This window comes from Chelativorans sp. M5D2P16 (assembly GCF_034427935.1).
Taxonomy (GTDB): Bacteria; Pseudomonadota; Alphaproteobacteria; order Rhizobiales; family Rhizobiaceae; genus Chelativorans.
In genome coordinates, this window is record NZ_JAXQNM010000003.1 from 43,230 (window position 1) to 59,585 (window position 16,356).

Annotated in this window: 17 protein-coding genes; 6 read left to right on the forward strand and 11 right to left on the reverse strand. The window is 68.3% G+C overall.

From position 1 onward, the window contains the following. Positions 1-48: 48 nt before the first annotated feature. Both SIN08_RS01015 and SIN08_RS01020 read right to left on the reverse strand, forming a co-directional pair. Positions 49-1,302 (reverse strand): cytochrome P450, encoded by a 1,254-nt coding sequence (locus tag SIN08_RS01015; RefSeq protein ID WP_322449616.1) that lies wholly within the window; start codon positions 1,300-1,302, stop codon positions 49-51. A 63-nt stretch (positions 1,303-1,365) separates the two neighbouring features. Then, entirely contained in the window at positions 1,366-2,742 is a 1,377-nt protein-coding gene (locus SIN08_RS01020; protein WP_322449617.1) for an NAD(P)/FAD-dependent oxidoreductase, read from the reverse strand. Between the two features lie 204 nt (positions 2,743-2,946). On the opposite strand from SIN08_RS01020, the gene SIN08_RS01025 reads away from it, so the two are divergent. From SIN08_RS01025 to SIN08_RS01045, 5 genes are all read left to right on the forward strand, one after another. Further along, a complete protein-coding gene (locus tag SIN08_RS01025; RefSeq protein ID WP_322449618.1) occupies positions 2,947-3,408 on the forward strand; it encodes a hypothetical protein in 462 nt (153 codons plus the stop codon). Between the two features lie 67 nt (positions 3,409-3,475). Continuing rightward, on the forward strand, positions 3,476-3,961 hold the full coding sequence (locus tag SIN08_RS01030; protein WP_322449619.1) for a DUF1440 domain-containing protein: 486 nt from the start codon (positions 3,476-3,478) through the stop codon (positions 3,959-3,961). 9 nt (positions 3,962-3,970) lie between these two features. Then, a complete protein-coding gene (locus SIN08_RS01035) occupies positions 3,971-5,497 on the forward strand; it encodes an FAD-dependent oxidoreductase (RefSeq protein ID WP_322449620.1) in 1,527 nt (508 codons plus the stop codon). Then, positions 5,494-6,783 (forward strand): SDR family oxidoreductase, encoded by a 1,290-nt coding sequence (locus tag SIN08_RS01040; protein ID WP_322449621.1) that lies wholly within the window; start codon positions 5,494-5,496, stop codon positions 6,781-6,783. The genes SIN08_RS01035 and SIN08_RS01040 overlap by 4 nt, the downstream gene beginning before the upstream one ends. Next, positions 6,783-7,256, forward strand: a complete 474-nt coding sequence (locus SIN08_RS01045; protein ID WP_322449622.1) for a DUF2269 domain-containing protein — start codon at positions 6,783-6,785, stop codon at positions 7,254-7,256. Before SIN08_RS01040 ends, SIN08_RS01045 begins: the two co-directional genes overlap by 1 nt. A gap of 57 nt (positions 7,257-7,313) precedes the next feature. Here SIN08_RS01045 and cobF read toward each other — a convergent pair whose 3' ends face one another. Genes cobF through cbiE form a run of 8 tightly spaced genes read right to left on the reverse strand, consistent with a single transcriptional unit; the run spans position 7,314 to position 14,677 of the window. Continuing rightward, positions 7,314-8,078, reverse strand: coding sequence for a precorrin-6A synthase (deacetylating) (gene cobF, locus SIN08_RS01050; protein ID WP_322449623.1), 765 nt, complete (start codon positions 8,076-8,078; stop codon positions 7,314-7,316). Positions 8,079-8,082: 4 nt separating this feature from the next. Next, a complete protein-coding gene (cobT, locus tag SIN08_RS01055) occupies positions 8,083-9,096 on the reverse strand; it encodes a nicotinate-nucleotide--dimethylbenzimidazole phosphoribosyltransferase (protein ID WP_322449624.1) in 1,014 nt (337 codons plus the stop codon). A gap of 11 nt (positions 9,097-9,107) precedes the next feature. Further along, positions 9,108-9,863 (reverse strand): adenosylcobinamide-GDP ribazoletransferase, encoded by a 756-nt coding sequence (cobS, locus tag SIN08_RS01060; protein ID WP_322449625.1) that lies wholly within the window; start codon positions 9,861-9,863, stop codon positions 9,108-9,110. Positions 9,864-9,878: 15 nt separating this feature from the next. Beyond that, positions 9,879-11,192 carry a cobyrinate a,c-diamide synthase gene (locus SIN08_RS01065; protein ID WP_322449626.1) on the reverse strand — a complete coding sequence of 438 codons (1,314 nt, stop codon included), beginning with the start codon at positions 11,190-11,192 and terminating at the stop codon, positions 9,879-9,881. Then, positions 11,189-11,995, reverse strand: a complete 807-nt coding sequence (gene cobA, locus SIN08_RS01070) for a uroporphyrinogen-III C-methyltransferase (RefSeq protein WP_322449627.1) — start codon at positions 11,993-11,995, stop codon at positions 11,189-11,191. The genes SIN08_RS01065 and cobA overlap by 4 nt, the downstream gene beginning before the upstream one ends. Beyond that, a complete protein-coding gene (gene cobM / locus SIN08_RS01075) occupies positions 11,992-12,756 on the reverse strand; it encodes a precorrin-4 C(11)-methyltransferase (RefSeq protein ID WP_322449629.1) in 765 nt (254 codons plus the stop codon). The genes cobA and cobM overlap by 4 nt, the downstream gene beginning before the upstream one ends. Beyond that, positions 12,753-13,439, reverse strand: a complete 687-nt coding sequence (locus SIN08_RS01080; protein ID WP_322449630.1) for a cobalamin biosynthesis protein — start codon at positions 13,437-13,439, stop codon at positions 12,753-12,755. The genes cobM and SIN08_RS01080 overlap by 4 nt, the downstream gene beginning before the upstream one ends. Then, positions 13,436-14,677 (reverse strand): precorrin-6y C5,15-methyltransferase (decarboxylating) subunit CbiE, encoded by a 1,242-nt coding sequence (cbiE, locus tag SIN08_RS01085; RefSeq protein ID WP_322449631.1) that lies wholly within the window; start codon positions 14,675-14,677, stop codon positions 13,436-13,438. Before cbiE ends, SIN08_RS01080 begins: the two co-directional genes overlap by 4 nt. Position 14,678: 1 nt before the next feature. Between cbiE and SIN08_RS01090 the strand changes: the two genes are divergently transcribed. Next, entirely contained in the window at positions 14,679-15,449 is a 771-nt protein-coding gene (locus SIN08_RS01090; RefSeq protein WP_322449883.1) for a cobalt-precorrin-6A reductase, read from the forward strand. On the opposite strand, the gene SIN08_RS01095 is transcribed toward SIN08_RS01090, so the two are convergent. Continuing rightward, positions 15,413-16,177, reverse strand: coding sequence for a precorrin-3B C(17)-methyltransferase (locus SIN08_RS01095; protein WP_322449632.1), 765 nt, complete (start codon positions 16,175-16,177; stop codon positions 15,413-15,415). The two genes, SIN08_RS01090 and SIN08_RS01095, sit on opposite strands and share 37 nt — an antisense overlap. Positions 16,178-16,356: the final 179 nt, after the last annotated feature.

The window sequence follows — 16,356 nt, forward strand, 5'->3', positions numbered from 1 at the left end:
TGACGGAAGGGCTTCAAAACCCTGTGAAGTTCACAGGCAGGGCCTCGTTCATTTCGAGGGGGCCGGGATTTCCATGACGAAACCGCCTCGCGGGCCGGTCGGGAAGCGGTTCATCGGAATCTCCAGATCCTGCGCGGGGACGTGATACTCCGTCGCCAGAAGCCGGCGTACCGCCTCGCCGGTGAGCGCAATGGTCAGCCATTCGCCGGGACAGCGATGCCCGGTAAGAAATCCACCGCCGCCCTGGGGGACGGGCATATAAGCGTTTCCCGCCCAATCGTAAAAGCGCGCCGGAGCGAATGTCTCCGGCTCGGTCCAAGCGCCCGGATCGTGATTGGTGCCGTAGAGGTCGAGCAGCACCCAGTCGCCGGGAGCGAATTGATGCCCGCGCCAGGTGAAGGCCTCCAGCACGCGGCCGCCGATAACGGGAAAGAAGGGATAAAAGCGCCGCACTTCCTGGACAAAGGCTGTCACCTCCTCCTCCGGCGCGTCGGCGGAAAGACGGCCGGCGGCCGAGGGCTGCGTGTGAAGGGCATGGGCTGCAAAGACGACGAAGCGCCCGACCGCGACGATGGGGCGCAACAGATTGATGAGCTCCACGGCGGCGGTCTTCAGTGACAGCAGGTCACCCGAGGGGTCGCGGTGAAGTGCGATGCGCTCGGCCGGCATGCCGTGGTCGAGGAGCAGCAGGCCCTTGCGAACGCCATGGATGACGCCGCGCGCCCAGCGTTCGCAACGCCGGCGCAACAGGCGCGCCCTGGCATGGGAGGGACCGATGCGCCCCGCCCCGTCGATCATGGCGGCAAACTCTTCCGCCCGCCGCTCGGGCTCCGCATCCCTGAGCCCGAGGCCGCACCATCGGATGGCGGTGCGCGTCAGCATCCTGCCCACGGCATCGTGAAGGACGATGTGCCGACCGGTCCGATCCTGCATCACGGCTTCCCATTCCCCGCGGAAGAGATCGGCTGCCCGCGCCAGGGCACCGTCGCTCATCATCTCCATGAACATGTGCTTGCGATGGCGATGGGCCTCCCCGTCGAGCATCTGCACACTTTCCCGGCCCTGCAGCAGCGCGAGGGCGGTGCGCGGCATGGCACCACGACGCGTGAAGCGCCCTTTCCGGTAGAAGATTTCAGCGGCGGCGGGTCCGCGCATGCACACGACGTCGGACAGCATGATGCGGGTGCGGAAAATGTCGCTGCCCAGCGCATCGCATCGGTCGCCGATGAAGCGATAGCCCTCCTTGAGGACGGCCACGCTGCTGTCGAAGGCGGAAAGGACGGGAATGGACGACCGGCTCATGCCGTTCCAACCGGGTGGCGGCTGTCGTGTTCCCACCCGGCCGTTACGGCCCGGCAGTACCTTTCAGCCGGAGGAGGAAGAGACGTGGTCGCCCGACTTCCGCGCGGCCGCGCCCTTGTCCTGCGGCTGACGCTCCGGGCCTTTGTCGAGGCTGTCGTCGGTGACCAGTCGCGCCCCGCGCTCATAGGTCAGGTAGCGCCACAACCATTGCATCGAGACCATCAGCCGGTGCTCGAAGCCCACGAGCAGATAGACGTGGATCAGCGCCCAGGCGAACCATGCCGTCCAGCCCGTCATCTTGAGGCGGCCCTGCTCGAAGATGCCGGCGTGGCGGCCTACGATCGCAGTATTGCCGCGGCTGTGATAGGCGAAAGGCTTGAGCGGCGTACCATCCTTCAGATGCGCGGCAAGGCTGCGACCGAGATGTGTACCCTGCTGTTTGGCGACCTGGGCGAGGCCGGGCAGCGGCTGTCCCTCCTCGTCCGTGAAGAGGGCGGCGTCTCCGAGCGCGAAGACGTTGTCGAGACCACCCACCTTCAGCGTCTCGTCCACAGGCACCCGGCCGGACTTGTCCGTCTCCACGCCGAGCTTTCGGGCGAGCGGCGAGGCCGCCACACCGGCCGCCCACAGCACCAGCCCGACGGGCACGCTCTCTCCTCCGAAAGTAATGGATCGCTCGGCGATGTTCTCTACCGGTGTGCCGGTGTGGACTTCCACGCCCAGCTTCTCCAGTCGGCGCTGCGCATAGTTCGACGCCTTTTCGGAGAAGCCCGGCAGGACAAGCGGACCGGCCTCGATGAGCATGATCCGCGCTGTCGCGGGCCGAATGTTGCGGAAATCGCGGGCAAGGGTGAAGCGGCTAAGCTCGGCGAGGGAACCGGCCAGCTCGACCCCGGTCGGTCCGCCGCCGACGATCGCTATCGTCATCAGCCGCGCCTGCTCGGCCGGATCGGTCACCCGTTCGGCGCGTTCGAACGCGAGCAGCACGCGGGCGCGGATCTGCCGCGCGTCGCCGAGCGTCTTCAGCCCGGGCGCGAAGCGGGCCCATTCGTCGTGGCCGAAGTAGCCGTGCGTGGCGCCGCTCGCCAGCACCAGGTAATCGAACGCGAGCCGTGTGCCGTCGGCCAATAGCACCGAGCGTGCATGGATATCGATATCGGTCACTTCGCCCAGGAGGATCTGCACGCTTTTATGTCGGCGCAGGATCTTGCGGATCGGTTCGCCGATATTGGCCGCCGACAGGGCAGCCGTCGCCACTTGGTAGAGGAGCGGTTGAAACAGATGGTGGTTCTGGCGGTCGACGAGTGTCACCGGCAGACCGGCACGGCCGAGTTCCCGCGCGACCTCGAGGCCGGCGAAACCGGCTCCGATGACGACGATCCGCGGCGTGGCCACATTGGCGACCGGGCCTGCGCTCAGGGTCGATGAGTCTGTACTCACGGCGCTTTCTCCAGAACTTATGTGCGTCCGCAGTATGGATGCCAAAAGGCCGGATGTCTTCCAGCCTGTCTATCCCCGCCGCCAGCCTGTGGAGTGTCAACCGGACGCGGGGCGGCTCGGTTCCCTCGAGCGAAGCGGAAGGTGCGGAACGGTCGGGTGCCCGCCGACGTTGTGAGACGCGAAGAGACTGCAAGGGAGCGTCGAATGACCATTGCGCGGTATGTTATCTGCTGCGGAACGGCGGCGGGTTTCGCCACCCTCGCCGCCATGACGGTATCCGCCCGGCGCGCGGGAAAGCATCCGCTGCAGCCCGTCAACGCGACCAGCCATTGGCTTCATGGTGAAAAGGCGGCGGCGGTGCGCCGGGCCGACCTTGCACACACGGCCCCTGCCCTCATCACCCACTTCGCTTCGTGTGCCTTCTGGGCGCTTCCTTTCGCCCGCTGGCTTGTTTCCCGGCCGCCGCGAACCCCGCTGCACATGCTGGGCGAGGCCTCCCTGCTGTCGGCCTTTGCCGCGGCGTTCGATTACGGCGTGGTGCCGAAGCGCCTGACCCCCGGGTGGGAACTCGCCCTGCCCGGCCGTGCCGTCGCTGCCATCTTCGCCGCCATGGCACTCGGCCTTGCCGCCGGCGGGCTGGCGGCCCAGGACAAGTACCCGTTGTAGAAGCCGCCTCCCGGAACTTTCCCCCCGCCCCCTTGTTGGGAAGCACCGTCGGCATTTTGGAGGCAGCGTGGAAAGGCTCGCATTCGGTGCCCTCGCAGGGCTCTCCGCCACAATGGCGATGACCGCGGCCATGCGGCACCTCTGGCCCAGACTTGAGCCGCAGGATCGCTATCCGCTGCCGCCGCGCGAGATCGTGGAAGATACTGCGCCGCCGGCTCCGGAACGTTCGAAGCGGCTTTTCTCCGTGCTCGCGCATTTCGGTTTCGGCGCCGTTGTCGGAGCGGCCTACGCGCTCTTGCCGGAACGCCGGCGCAACGGCGTCGTCTACGGGCTTACGGTCTGGGCGGCGAGCTATCTCGGCTGGCTTCCCGGCCTCGGCATCCTGAAGCCTGCCACCGAGCACCCGGTCGGACGCAACCTCCTGATGATCGCCGTTCATGTCGTCTGGGGCGGCACGCTCGCCGCCGCTTTGAACGAACTCGAACGGTCCGCAGACGAGGTGTTTGCAAGCGGACGGGCACCCGACGCGAAAGGCGAGGCGCAAGCTGAATGAGGAAACACCATGAAATCCGGGATTCCGTTCTGGTTTGACGGCGTCGATGCGCCGGCCCATCCGCCGCTCACCGAAGACGTGGAGGCGGACGTCGCAATCATCGGCGGCGGCATCGTCGGCCTGACCTGTGCCCACCGGCTGCAGAACAGCGGCCTCAAGACGGTCGTTCTGGAGGCACGCAGGATCGGTCGCCAGGCCACCGGGCGCTCGACCGCGAAGGTCACCGCCCAGCACGGCCGCAAATATTCGATGCTCAGATCCAAATTCGGCGATGAGGGCGCGCGGCTCTATGCGGAGGTCAACCAGCGGGCCGTCGACGAGATCGCCGCGCTCGCCTCGGCCATGGACGGGCAGGCCGGCCTGGAGCCGCGCTCCGCCTACATCTACGCGGCCGATGAAAAACAGGCCGAGCAGTTGGAAGACGAGGACGAGGCGGCGCGCGCACTGGGCCTGCCGTCGCGCATCGTACAGAATGCGGGACTGCCCTTCCCCGCGGTCTCACTGCTGGAATTCACCGGCCAGTATCAGTTCGATCCCTACCGCTATCTCCTCGGCCTTGCCGAAGCGGTGCGTGCCGCCGTGCCCATTTACGAGGAAAGCCGCGTCATGGAGATCGACGACGGCGACCCCTGCCGGCTGAGCGTCAACGGCCGCACCGTGACGGCCCGCCACGTCGTGATCGCCACGCAAACGCCCGTCGTCAATGAAGGCATGTTCTTCGCCAAGGCATTTCCTTTCGCCCATCCCGTGGCGGCTGCCTTGCTGCCGGAAGGCAAGCCCCTCGACGGCATGTTCATCAGCGCAGGCAGCCCCTCCCATTCGTTGCGCACGGCCGAGAAGGCGGGCCGCACTTACCTGATCGCCGCCGGCGGTGAGTACAAGAACGGCGAGCCGGATGAAGAAAGGCAGATGGTCGATGACCTGACCGCCTTCCTTGACAGCGCTTTCGGGATAAAGCAGCTTTCGCATTTTTGGACGAATGAGGATTTCAGACCAATGGATAATGCCGCCTTTGTGGGGCCTGTCAGCAGCGGCTCCGATCACCTGCTCGTGGCAACCGGTTTTGAAGCTTGGGGGATCAGTCAGGGCACGGTCGCGGCCGATATTCTCGCCGAGCGCATTTTGGGCAGGGAGCACCGCGCGGCCGCGCTTTTCGACTCCACCCGCATCAAGCCCATTGCGGGCGGCGCGGAGTTTACCAAGGAAAACCTCAAGGCCGCCGGCCATCTGGTCGGCGACCGGGTCTTTAAGCGGGCAAGCGTTCCCTATGAAAGCATCGCGCCGGGAAGCGGCGGCGTGATTTCCCATGGCGGCGAGCAGCTTGCCGTCCACAAACGCACCGATGGCACGGCCACGGCGCTTTCGGCCGTCTGCACGCATATGGGCTGTATCGTCGGCTGGAACGAGGTGGACCGCACCTGGGACTGCCCCTGCCATGGGTCGCGCTTCGACGAATGGGGCGAGGTGATCGCCGGTCCGGCGGTAATGCCCTTGAAGGCGCATGACACGGCGGAGCTGGACGACGAGACCGAATGAAAGTCCTTGTCACCGGCGCCACAGGCCTGATCGGCTCGGCTATCTGCGCCAGGCTTTCCAAGGACGGACACGAGATCGTCGCGGCCGTCAGGCCGGGTAGCCGCCCGCTGCCGATGGCCGTCGGCCGAATTGCCGAGATCGACGTGGCGAAGGCCGCCGGGCCCGAAGCCTGGGTGCCGCATCTGAAAGGCGTCGATGCGGTGGTCAATTGCGTCGGTGTCTTCCAGGACAATCCGCGCGACAGCACCAGGGGCGTCCACGTCACCGGCACGGCGGCGCTTTTCGACGCCTGCGAAAAGCAGGACGTACGCCGTGTGGTTCATATCTCGGCGATCGGAATCAACCGCCATCAAGCGTCTGCCTTCTCGCGCACCAAGCTGGAAGGCGACAAGCTGTTGATGGAGCGTGATCTGGACTGGGTGATTTTGCGCCCTTCGGTCGTGCTCGGCCGCGCGATCTTCGGCGCCAGCGCTCTCTTCCGCGGGCTGGCGGCGCTGCCGGTCCTTCCGGTGATGAGGGGCACCGGGCCGCTTCAGGTGGTCCAGCTCGACGATGTCTCCGAGACGGTGGCGTTCTTCCTCGATCCCGGCGCGCCGGCGAGGGTGACGCTCGAGCTTGCCGGGCCGGAGCGGCTTTCCATGGGTGAGGTAGTCGCCACCTATCGCCGCTGGCTCGGCTGGCCGCCGGCGCGGGTATTCACGCTGCCCGACTGGCTGACGGCGCTGACCTACCGTTTGGGCGACTTCGCCGGTTCGCTCGGCTGGCGTCCGCCCATGCGCAGCACGGCCCGCAAGGAGATCGCCCACGGCGCCGTCGGCGATCCATCGCAATGGACGGGCGTGACCGGCATCCCGCCGCAATCTCTGTCCGCAGCGCTGAAAGCGCGGCCTGCCAGTGTGCAGGAGCGCTGGTTCGCGAAGCTCTACTTTCTCAAACCGGTCATCTTCGTTGTCCTGCCGGTCTTCTGGATCGCCACCGGCATCGTCTCGCTCAGCACCGGCTTCGGCGAAGGCATGGAGCTGATGCGGAGAGCCGGCACGGGGCTGCTTGCCGCGCCGGGCGTGGTGGCCGGTGCCATTGCCGACATCCTCGTCGGCCTTGCCATCGCCTGGCGCCCTGCGGCGCGATATGGGCTCTATGGCGCGATCGCGCTCTCGGTCTTCTATATCGTTGCAGGAACGATCCTCTTGCCCGAATTGTGGAACGAGCCGCTTGGGCCGCTGATGAAGATCTGGCCGATCCTCGTCCTTCACCTGGTGGCGCTCGGCATTCTGGAAGAACGTTAGTGCTTTATTTCTTTCTCAAATATCTGCACATCATCGGCGCCGCGGTGCTGTTGGGCACGGGCGCCGGGATCGCCTTCTTCATGCTTCTCGCCCACCGGACGAAGAATGCCGTCGTGATCGCCGGCGTCGCCCGCATCGTCGTGATCGCCGACTTCCTGTTCACGGCGACCGCGGTGGTGGCGCAGCCGCTGACGGGCTTTCTCCTCGTGTGGCACCTCGGCTACCCTATCTGGGAAGGCTGGATCGTATTGTCGATCCTGCTCTACCTCGTCACTGGCGCCTTCTGGCTGCCCGTCGTGTGGATGCAGATGGAAATGCGGCGGCTTGCCGACGCGGCAGTTGCGAACGGCACGCCGCTGCCCGCGCGCTATCATAAACTCTTCCGACTTTGGTTCGCCTTCGGCTTTCCTGCCTTCGCCGCCGTCATGGCGATCTTCTGGCTGATGATCACCCGCCCGGTCGATATCTGGTAGATGCGGCCCCGGGCCGGCTGTCCAGCCGGAAGGTCTGGCAAGCATGCACGCCGATGGTCACCGCCCGCTCCGCCGGCGCAGAAGGTAGGTGTCCATGATCCACCCCTTGGCCCGGCGGGCGGCCTCGCGCTTGTCGGCGATCGCTTCGGCCACCTCGCCGAGCTTCCCGGAGACGGTGATCTCGTCTTCCGCGCCCAGATAGGCTCCCCAATAGATGGTGAAATCGTCACCGGGCAGCGCCCGGAACGCCGTCTTGCCGTCGAGCAGCACCACGGCGGTGTCGGCATTCTCGGGAAAGCCGGCCGAAAGATTGCGCCCGGTGGTGAGTTGCACCGCCCCGCCCACCGTGTTGAGGGCGATGCCATGGCTGGCGGCCAGCGCCTGGATGCTGGTGATGCCGGGGATAACCTCGCGGGCGAGGGCGAACCCGGCGACGTCGCCCAGCCGGTCGAGGATGCGCAGCGTGCTGTCATAGAGCGAGGGATCGCCCCAGACGAGGAAGGCGACCGTACCGTCTTGGCCCGTGTGCTCGGCGATCAGGTCGCGATAGGTGGCGGCGATCGCCTGGTGCCAGTCGGCCACGCGCTTGCCGTAGGAGGGCTCCGCCTCATCGCGCACCGGCAAGTCGAATTCGACGAGCCGGGTCCGTTCATTGGTGAGATAGCGCCGGCAGATCTCGCGCCTCAGCTCTGCCAGATCCTCCTTCTCCTCGCCCTTGCGCGGCACGAGCACGATGTCGGCGCGGTTCAGCGCATTGATCGCCTGCACGGTCATGTGCTCGGGATTGCCCGTGCCGATGCCGATGACGAGGAGCTTGCGCATCGCCCTATCCTCCCGAAACGCCCGCTTCCGCGAAGGTCGCCATGCCGTTGTGGCAGGCGAGCGCAGCGCGCAGGACGGAGATTGCAACAGCCGCGCCCGACCCCTCGCCGAGGCGCATGCCGAGATCGAGCAGCGGGTCAAACCCGAGGGCGGAAAGCAGCTTGCCGTGCGCGGCTTCGGCCGAGACATGGCCCGCGAGCGCGTGCGCCAGGCCTTGGCTGTCGAGCCGAGCCAGCGGCGCGACCGCCGCCGTCGACACGAAGCCGTCGATCAGCAGCGGAACGCGCTTGCGCCGCGCGGCAAGGGCGGCGCCGAACATGGCGGCAAGCTCCCGCCCGCCGACGAGACGCAGCGCTTCGAGCGGATCGGCCAGTGCGTCCCCATGGCGGGCACATGCGGTATCCACCGCCTCAGCCTTGCGCTTCAGGCCCGCCTCGTCCACGCCGGTGCCGCGGCCCACCCAGTCGGCGCCCGTGCCGCCGAAAAGGGCTGCGGCGACGGCGGCCGCCGTCGTCGTGTTGCCGATGCCCATCTCGCCGAGGCAGACAAGGTCGGCATCGCCGGAGACCGCGTCGAAGCCCTTCTGCACCGCGTCTGCGAATTCGGCTTCCGCCATGGCGGGCGCGCGGGTGAAATCGCCCGTCGGTTGCGCGATGGCGAGCGGCATGACGTTGAGCCGCGCGCCGCCGGCCTCGGCAAGCTGGTTGATCGCCGCGCCGCCGGCCTCGAAATTTGCCACCATCTGCTGCGTGACCTCGGCGGGGAAGGCGGAAACGCCCTGCGCCACAACGCCGTGGGAGCCGGCGAAGACAAGGATGTCCACCCGGTCGAGCGCCGGCTTCGCCCTGCCCTGCCACTTCGCCAGGAAGATGGCGATCTCCTCCAGCCGGCCGAGGCTGCCGGGCGGCTTTGTCAGCGTATTTTGCCGGTCGGCGGCGGCACGCGCGGCGACCTCGTCGCCCGCCGGCAGGTTGCGGCAGGCGGCGCGGATGGCGTCGATGGAGGAAAGCTCGGACATCAAGATCTCCGTCAGGCAAGCATTGCGGAAGCTGTGACCAGGACGGCGGCTTCGCCGCCCTGCTGGAGCGCACCGAGCACGTCTCCCGTCTGCCCGCCGATCTGGTGCCGGCACAGCCGCTCTAGGATCCAGAACCAGAGGGCGAGGAGGACGGCAGCAAGCACGGCGACCCCCGGCCCCATGAGGATCAGCAGGACAAGACCGATCAGGAGTGCCGCGAAGGCCGTCTGTCCTTCAATGCGCCCGGTACCGGCCGAGAGCCCGTCTTCGCGCGCCGGTGGCACACGCTGCATGAAAAGCGGCATCAGTGCACGGGAGGCGGCATGCGCGGCCACGAGTCCCAGAACGGCGGTTCCGCCGCCATGGGCGGCGAGCGCCGACAACGCCGTCCAGCGGACCAACAAGGTGATACCGAGCGCCAGGACGCCATAGGTGCCGATGCGGCTGTCGCGCATGATGGCGAGCTTCTCGTCGCGGCTCTTGCCGCCGCCGAAGCCGTCGGCGAGATCCGCCAGCCCGTCCTCGTGCAGCGCACCGGTCAACAGCATGGACGCGCCGAGCGCAATTGCCGCGGCGACCGGCACCGGGACACCCGCCCATAGACCGGCGAGCAGCACCAGGCCGGAGACCAGCCCCACCACCACGCCGGCGACGGGGGCCGCCCATTGCGCCGCGGCGAAGGAATCGACCTCCGCCGAAATCGGCAGACGCGTGTAGAAGCCGATGCATGCCTTCGCCTCGGCGACCAGGTCTCGACGGTCGGGCATCTCGCGCTCCATGGTTCAGCCCCGCGCGATAGCGTGGAAATAGGTGCCGGTGACCAGGCCACGCCGGCCGCCGGAGGGCCCGAGCGCATTGCCCAAGGCATCGGCGAGCGCGGCGAGCGGTTCGTCCGTGCCGCGCTCGGTCAGCCGAGAATAGTGGAACTCGTGGCCGCGCACCGTCTCGCCGGCCCGGCCGATGGGGCAGTCGGAAAGAAGCCGTGCCGCGCGGTAGCCGAGATTGATCTTGCGCCGGGCGAAGCTCGTCACATGGCCGAGCAGGCCCGTCATGGCGTGGGTGACGCCGTCGGCATCCTCCAGCGCGGCCCCCAGAACCATGTAGCCGCCGCACTCGCCGTGCACCGGCTTCGTCTCGGCAAAACGGGCGAGCCCTGCCTTGAAACCGGCGGCAGCGGCGAGCTTCCCCGCGTGAAGCTCCGGGTAGCCGCCCGGCAGCCAGCAGGCGTCGCAGGAAGCCTCCGGCGCCTCGTCGGCGAGCGGCGAGAAGGGGATGAGCTCCGCCCCCGCCTCGCGCCAGTGCCGGGCCGAATGGGGGTAGACGAAGGAGAAGGCTGCATCCTGCGCGATGGCGATGCGCTGGCCGGGTGGCGGCAGGAAGTGTCCCTCCTCCGTTCCGGCGGCGGAGAGGGAGGCTGCGGCGCGCAGGATCGCGTCGAGATCGAGCGATGTTTCCATGACGTCCGCCAGGCGCTCGATGAAAGCTTCGAGCGCGGCGTGCTCGCTCGCCTGAACGAGACCCAGATGCCGTTCGGGAAGCGCCATGTCGGGATTGCGGTAGATCGCGCCGAGGACGGCAAGTCCCGCCGCCTCGATGGCCTCGCGCGCCTGCCGTTCGTGCCGTTCACTGGCGACCTGGTTGAGCACCACGCCGGCGATCTTCACGTCCGGATCGAAGGTGGCGAAGCCATGGGCGACGGCCGCCGCCGTTTGCGACTGGCCGGAAATGTCGAGCACGAGCAGTGCCGGCAGCCGATGGCGCCGGGCGAGATCGGCGGCCGCACCCGAGCGCCCGTCCTCGGTGCGCACCCCGTCGAAAAGCCCCATGGCGCTTTCCACAATGAGCGCGTCGGCGCCGTCGGCCTGTCTGGAAAGCAAGGTGTCCAGCAATCCGGGTGCCATCGCCCAACTGTCGAGATTGACGCCCGGTCGCCCGGTCGCGGCGGCGTGGAAGCCGGGGTCGATATAGTCCGGACCCGACTTGGCGCCGGCGACGACAAGGCCCCGGCGTCGCAACGCCCGCATCAGGCCGATGGCGACGCTGGTCTTGCCGGAGCCGGAACGCGGCGCGCCGACGATGAGGCCACGGGTGGTCATAAGGCCAATGCTCCTTCCTCTTGCAATCGGTGCAGCGTTTCGCGCATGCCGACGATCTCGCCCACGACGATCAGCGCCGGTGCGCCAAAGCCCCTGGCGCGCGCCTCTTCTGCGATATCGCCCAGCGTGCCGATAAGTACCCGTTCCTCGGCCGTGGTCGCGGCCATGAGGACGGCGGCCGGCGTGGCTTTCGCAAGCCCGCCCGCCGTCAGGGCGTCGGCGATCCGGTCCAGGTTGCGCATGCCCATGTAGATCACCAGCGGCTGACCGGTCTTTGCCAGCGCGGCCCAGTCGAGATCGTCTTCCGTACCCGCTGCGTGGCCGGTGACAAGGATGACGGCCTTGTTGACGCCGCGCAGCGTGGCCGGAATGCCGGCCGCGGCGAGCGCCCCGAAGGCGGAGGTGATGCCCGGCAGGAAGCGGAAGGGAATGCCGGCTTCCGCGAGCGCCAGCGCCTCCTCCCCGCCGCGGCCGAAAGTGTTCGGATCGCCGCCCTTCAGCCGCAAGACGCGGCGGCCGGCCCGCGCTCTTTCCACCATCAGGCGGTTGATCTCGTCCTGCGGAGTGGAGGGCTTGCCCCCGCGCTTGCCGACGAAAAGACGCTCCGCGCCCGCCGCCGCCTTCAATACATCCGGCTCGACGAGTGCATCGTAGATGACGGTATCGGCCCGGCCGAGCGCGGCCACCACGTCGAGCGTCAGACAGCCGAGCCCGCCCGGCCCTGCGCCGGCAAGCCAGACATGGCCCGGCTCGAAGGCCGCCGGGGCGTAAGCCAGCCGCGCTATCGCGTCACCAAGGCTCATAGCCCCTCCCGGCCCCTGAAGCGCCGCTGATAGGCGGCATCGTAAAGCGCGCTTTCGCGAAAGCCTTCCGCCCCGAGGCCATGCCCGACGAAGATGATCGCGGTCCGTTCGATCGGGCTGCGTGCGACCTCGCCCTCGATCGTCGCCAGCGTGCCGCGCACGATGCGCTCGTCCGGCCATGTGGCACGCGCGACGATCACCACCGGGCAATCACGCCCGTAAAGAGGTGTAAGCTCCGCCACGATCTCCCCGAGCTTGTGGATGGCAAGGTGGATGGCGAGCGTGGCGCCCGTGCGGCCGAACGCTTCCAACGTCTCGCCTTCCGGCATCTTCGAGGCACGGCCGGAAACGCGCGTCAGCACGAGGCTCTGGGCGACCTCCGGGATGGTGAGCTCCCGCCCCAGCGACGCTGCCGCGGCGGAGAAGGCCGGCACGCCGGGCGTGAGCGTATAGTCGATGCCGAGCCGCTCCAGCCGCCGGATCTGCTCGGCCACCGCGCTCCAGACCGAAAGGTCTCCCGAATGCAGCCGGGCCACGTCGCGTCCCGCCTCGTGGGCGGCCAGATATTCGGCCTCGATCTCGTCGAGCGACAACGGCGCGGTGTCGACGAGCCTGGCGTCCGCCGGACAATGGGAAAGCAGTTCGCCGGGCACGATGGAGCCGGCATAGAGGCAGACCGGGCAGCGGGCGAGCAGGTCGCGTCCCCTGACGGTGATGAGATCCGCCGCGCCGGGGCCGGCGCCGATGAAATGTACGGTCATGTGTCGTCCCTGTCTTGCGCGATGGCGCATGTGACGTTGCCTGTTGCGATGCGCGGGCCCAGAAGGCGCCCCTCTTCGCCCACTGCAGCGAGCGCGGCTGCCTCGGCGAGCGAAGGAACGCCGGTCGCGGCCAGGGAAGCGGCCGAGCGGGTGAGGCAGCGGGCCGAGACGCGCTTCAGATCGCATTCTGAAACTGTTATCAGAGGTAATCCCAAAAATTCCGCCGCTCCGGCAATGCCAGGCTCGTCTCCTTTTGAGGCAGCAGTGGCGAGGGCGTCGATTTGCGGGTGTGGCGCCTCTGCCCCGCCGACGGGTTGAGACGTATCTCCCGAAAGGATCGGCAAACCCGCACTCTTGCGATTTCTAACACTTAGCCTCCGCTTTGCTCCGGCTAAGCCGTTGAAATCGCTTTCTCCCCCGCCAAGGGGGAGAAAGGCGCCCGCACCAGTGAGGCCATCAATCTCCACCGCCGGCAAGTTGTGGCGCAGCAGCGGCGCCTCTTTCTCCCCCTTGGCGGGGGAGAAAGTAAATTCCTGGGCTTGGGCAGCGCACAAGTCCTTGGAATTTACAAGAGAGGGGGTCGGCCGATGCTGTTGCAACAACGCAGCCAGCGCCGCCTCCACCGCCGCGAGTACGTCGCCCACGGCCACGCCTTTGCGGCAGCCGATCCCTGCGACCCTCATGGCTTCCTCCAGGCCCATTGGGTGACCGGCATGGCCGGTCGCCAGCCGGTCATCCCGCCGATGGGTGCTGCGCGGGAGAGCGCGATCCGGGTGAGATCGCCGCCGATGCGGGCATGGAGATGAAGGAGAACGGCTTCCATCTCCAGCGTCACCCCATTGGCAACCAGGCGCCCGCCGAACGCAAGCGCCGCGACGGCCGCATCCATCACGCCTTCGTCGCTGCCCCCGCCGCCGACGAATATCGCATCCGGTGCGGGCAGGTCTTCGAGCGCGCCGGGCGCCGCGCCTTCGACCACCCTCAGGTCCGGCACGCCGAGTTCCGCGGCGTTCCCGTATATGCGCCGTGCCCGTTCCGCGTCTTGCTCGATCGCCACCGCGCGCATGGAGGGATGCGCCAGCATCCATTCGATGGCGACGGAGCCGGCGCCCGCCCCGATGTCCCACAGCAACTCCCCGCGCCGCGGCGCGAGCGCGGAAAGCGTGACCGCGCGGATTTCGCGCTTGGTGATCTGCCCGTCATGATCGAAGAGATCGTCAGCAAGGCCGGGGCCGAGTGGCAGGACGCGCGCACCGGCAGCTTCCCGCATCTCGATCGCCACCACGTTGAGCGGATCGAAAGCGCGCTCGTCAAGTTCCCCGGCGGGGAAGGTGCTCACCTTCTCGCGCGGGCCGCCCAGCGCCTCCAATATGTGCACGCGCGCGGCGCCGAAGCCGTTGCGCCGAAGCAGGGCGGCAACCGCCTTCGGTCCGTCGCCGTCGGAGGTGAGCGCGATGACGCGCCGGCCCGGATGGAGCAGCGGCAGGATGCGCTCGACCGCCCGGCCGTGCAGCGAGACGGTCTCCACCTCCTGGAGCGCCCAGCCGAGCCGGGCGGCGGCAAGGCTGAAGGCGGAAGGTGCCGGGACGACCTGCATCTCGGCGGCGTCCACGTGGCGCGCCAGCGTGGCGCCCACGCCGAAATGAAGGGGATCGCCCGAGGCGAGCACGCAGACCCTGCGTCCGCGCAAGCCCAGCACCTCGGTCATGGCGCTGTCGAAGGGCACCGGCCATGGCCGCGCCTCACCGCCGATCAGCGATCCGGCCAGATCGAAATGACGCCGGCCGCCGAAGACGAATTCCGCCTGCGCGATGAGATCGCGCGCTTTCGGGCTCAGCCCGTCGGCGCCGTCCTCGCCGATGCCGACGATGACGAGCCATTTCTCCGTTGCGCCGGCACGGGTCCATTCTCTAGATGGCATGATGAACCCTCGGCACGTTCTCATCCTCGGCGGCACGGGCGAAGCGCGACGGCTTGCCGAAGCGCTGGCCGGCGAGCCTGCCCTCAGCGTCACCCTGTCCCTGGCAGGACGTACTTCGAACCCGCGCGCGCAGACAGGTCATGTGCGCGTCGGCGGCTTCGGGGGCGCCGATGGCCTGGTGCGCTACATGCGCGAGAACGGCATCGGCATCCTGGTCGACGCCACCCATCCGTTCGCCGCCCGCATTTCGCAGAATGCCGAGCGCGCGACGACTGAAGCCGGAGTGCCGCTCGTGAAACTGGAGCGCCCGCCCTGGCAGGCCGTCGAGGGCGACCGCTGGGTCGAGGCCACGGACGCGGCGGAAGCCGCGCGCCTTCTCGGCGCGGCACCGCGCACGGTCTTCCTCGCCATCGGCCGGCAGGAACTCGTGCCCTTCGCGGCCTTCTCCCAGCACGCCTACATCATCCGCAGCGTCGATCCGGTAGCGCCAGAGGACGCGCCGGCCGGGGCGCGCTTCATCCTCGAACGCGGGCCCTTCGACGCGGCGGCGGAGCGGGCGCTGCTTGAAGAAAACGGCGTCGACATCGTCGTGGCCAAGAACAGCGGCGGCGAGGCCACCTACGGCAAGATCGCCGCGGCGCGTGCGCTCGGCCTGCCCGTCGTCATGGTGCGCCGGCCCCGGCCGCCGGCGGAGGGCGGCATTGCCACGGTCGAGGAGGCGGCGGCGCGCATCCGTCATATGGCGGGTCTCCCGGTCGAACGGGGAGAATAGACGAGCGGCGCCCTGCCCTTGCGTTCGATCACGCGTGTCTCCGCCGAGCCGACGATGATGCAGGTCGCCATGTCGGCCTGGTCGGGGCGGGCTTCGCCGAGCGTGGCCACGGCCATGTGTTCGTCGGCCCGGCCGACGGCGCGGCCGAAGATCACCGGTGTCGCCTCCGGCAGGATTTCGCGCAGGATCTCGAAAGCGCGCCCAAGCTGCCACGGCCGGGCGCGGCTGATGGGGTTGTAGAAGGCGAGCACGAAGCCGGCGCCGGCGGCTGCCCGCAGCCGCGCCTCGATCACGTCCCAGGGCTTCAGATTGTCCGAGAGCGAAACGGTGCAGAAATCGTGTCCCAGCGGCGCGCCCGCGCGGGCGGCGACGGCGAGCATGGCGGTGATGCCCGGCACGACGCGAAAGTCGATTTCGCGGCCGCTGATCGGATCTTGCTCAATCGCCTCGCATATCGCCGCAGCCATGGCGAAGACACCAGCATCGCCGCCCGAGACGACCGCCACGCTGCGGCCCGAAGCCGCCATTTCGAGCGCGGCGCGGGCCCGGGAGAGCTCTTCGCGATTGTCAGAGGCGTGGCACGTCTGATCGGGTGCAAGCTCCAGCCGGTCGAGATAGGGGCCGTAGCCGAAGAAATCGCTCGCCGCCTCGATCGCGGCGCGCGCTTCCGGCGTCGTCTGGTCGGGATTGCCGGGGCCGAGACCAATGACGGTGAGGCTGCCGGTCATGGCCGGTTCCTCGGTTCTGCAAGGGCGGCGGCGGCTGCAGCGCTGCTCCCCCTCACCGATCCCGCTTCGTGGGGGAGAGAAGCCGCCGGCCGCGACGTAGGGTGCTCTTCCTGGCCCGGACCTGATCCGGAGTGGCCCGCGAATCGGGCCGGTGAGGGGGCAGCGCCGGCGTCTTCGTC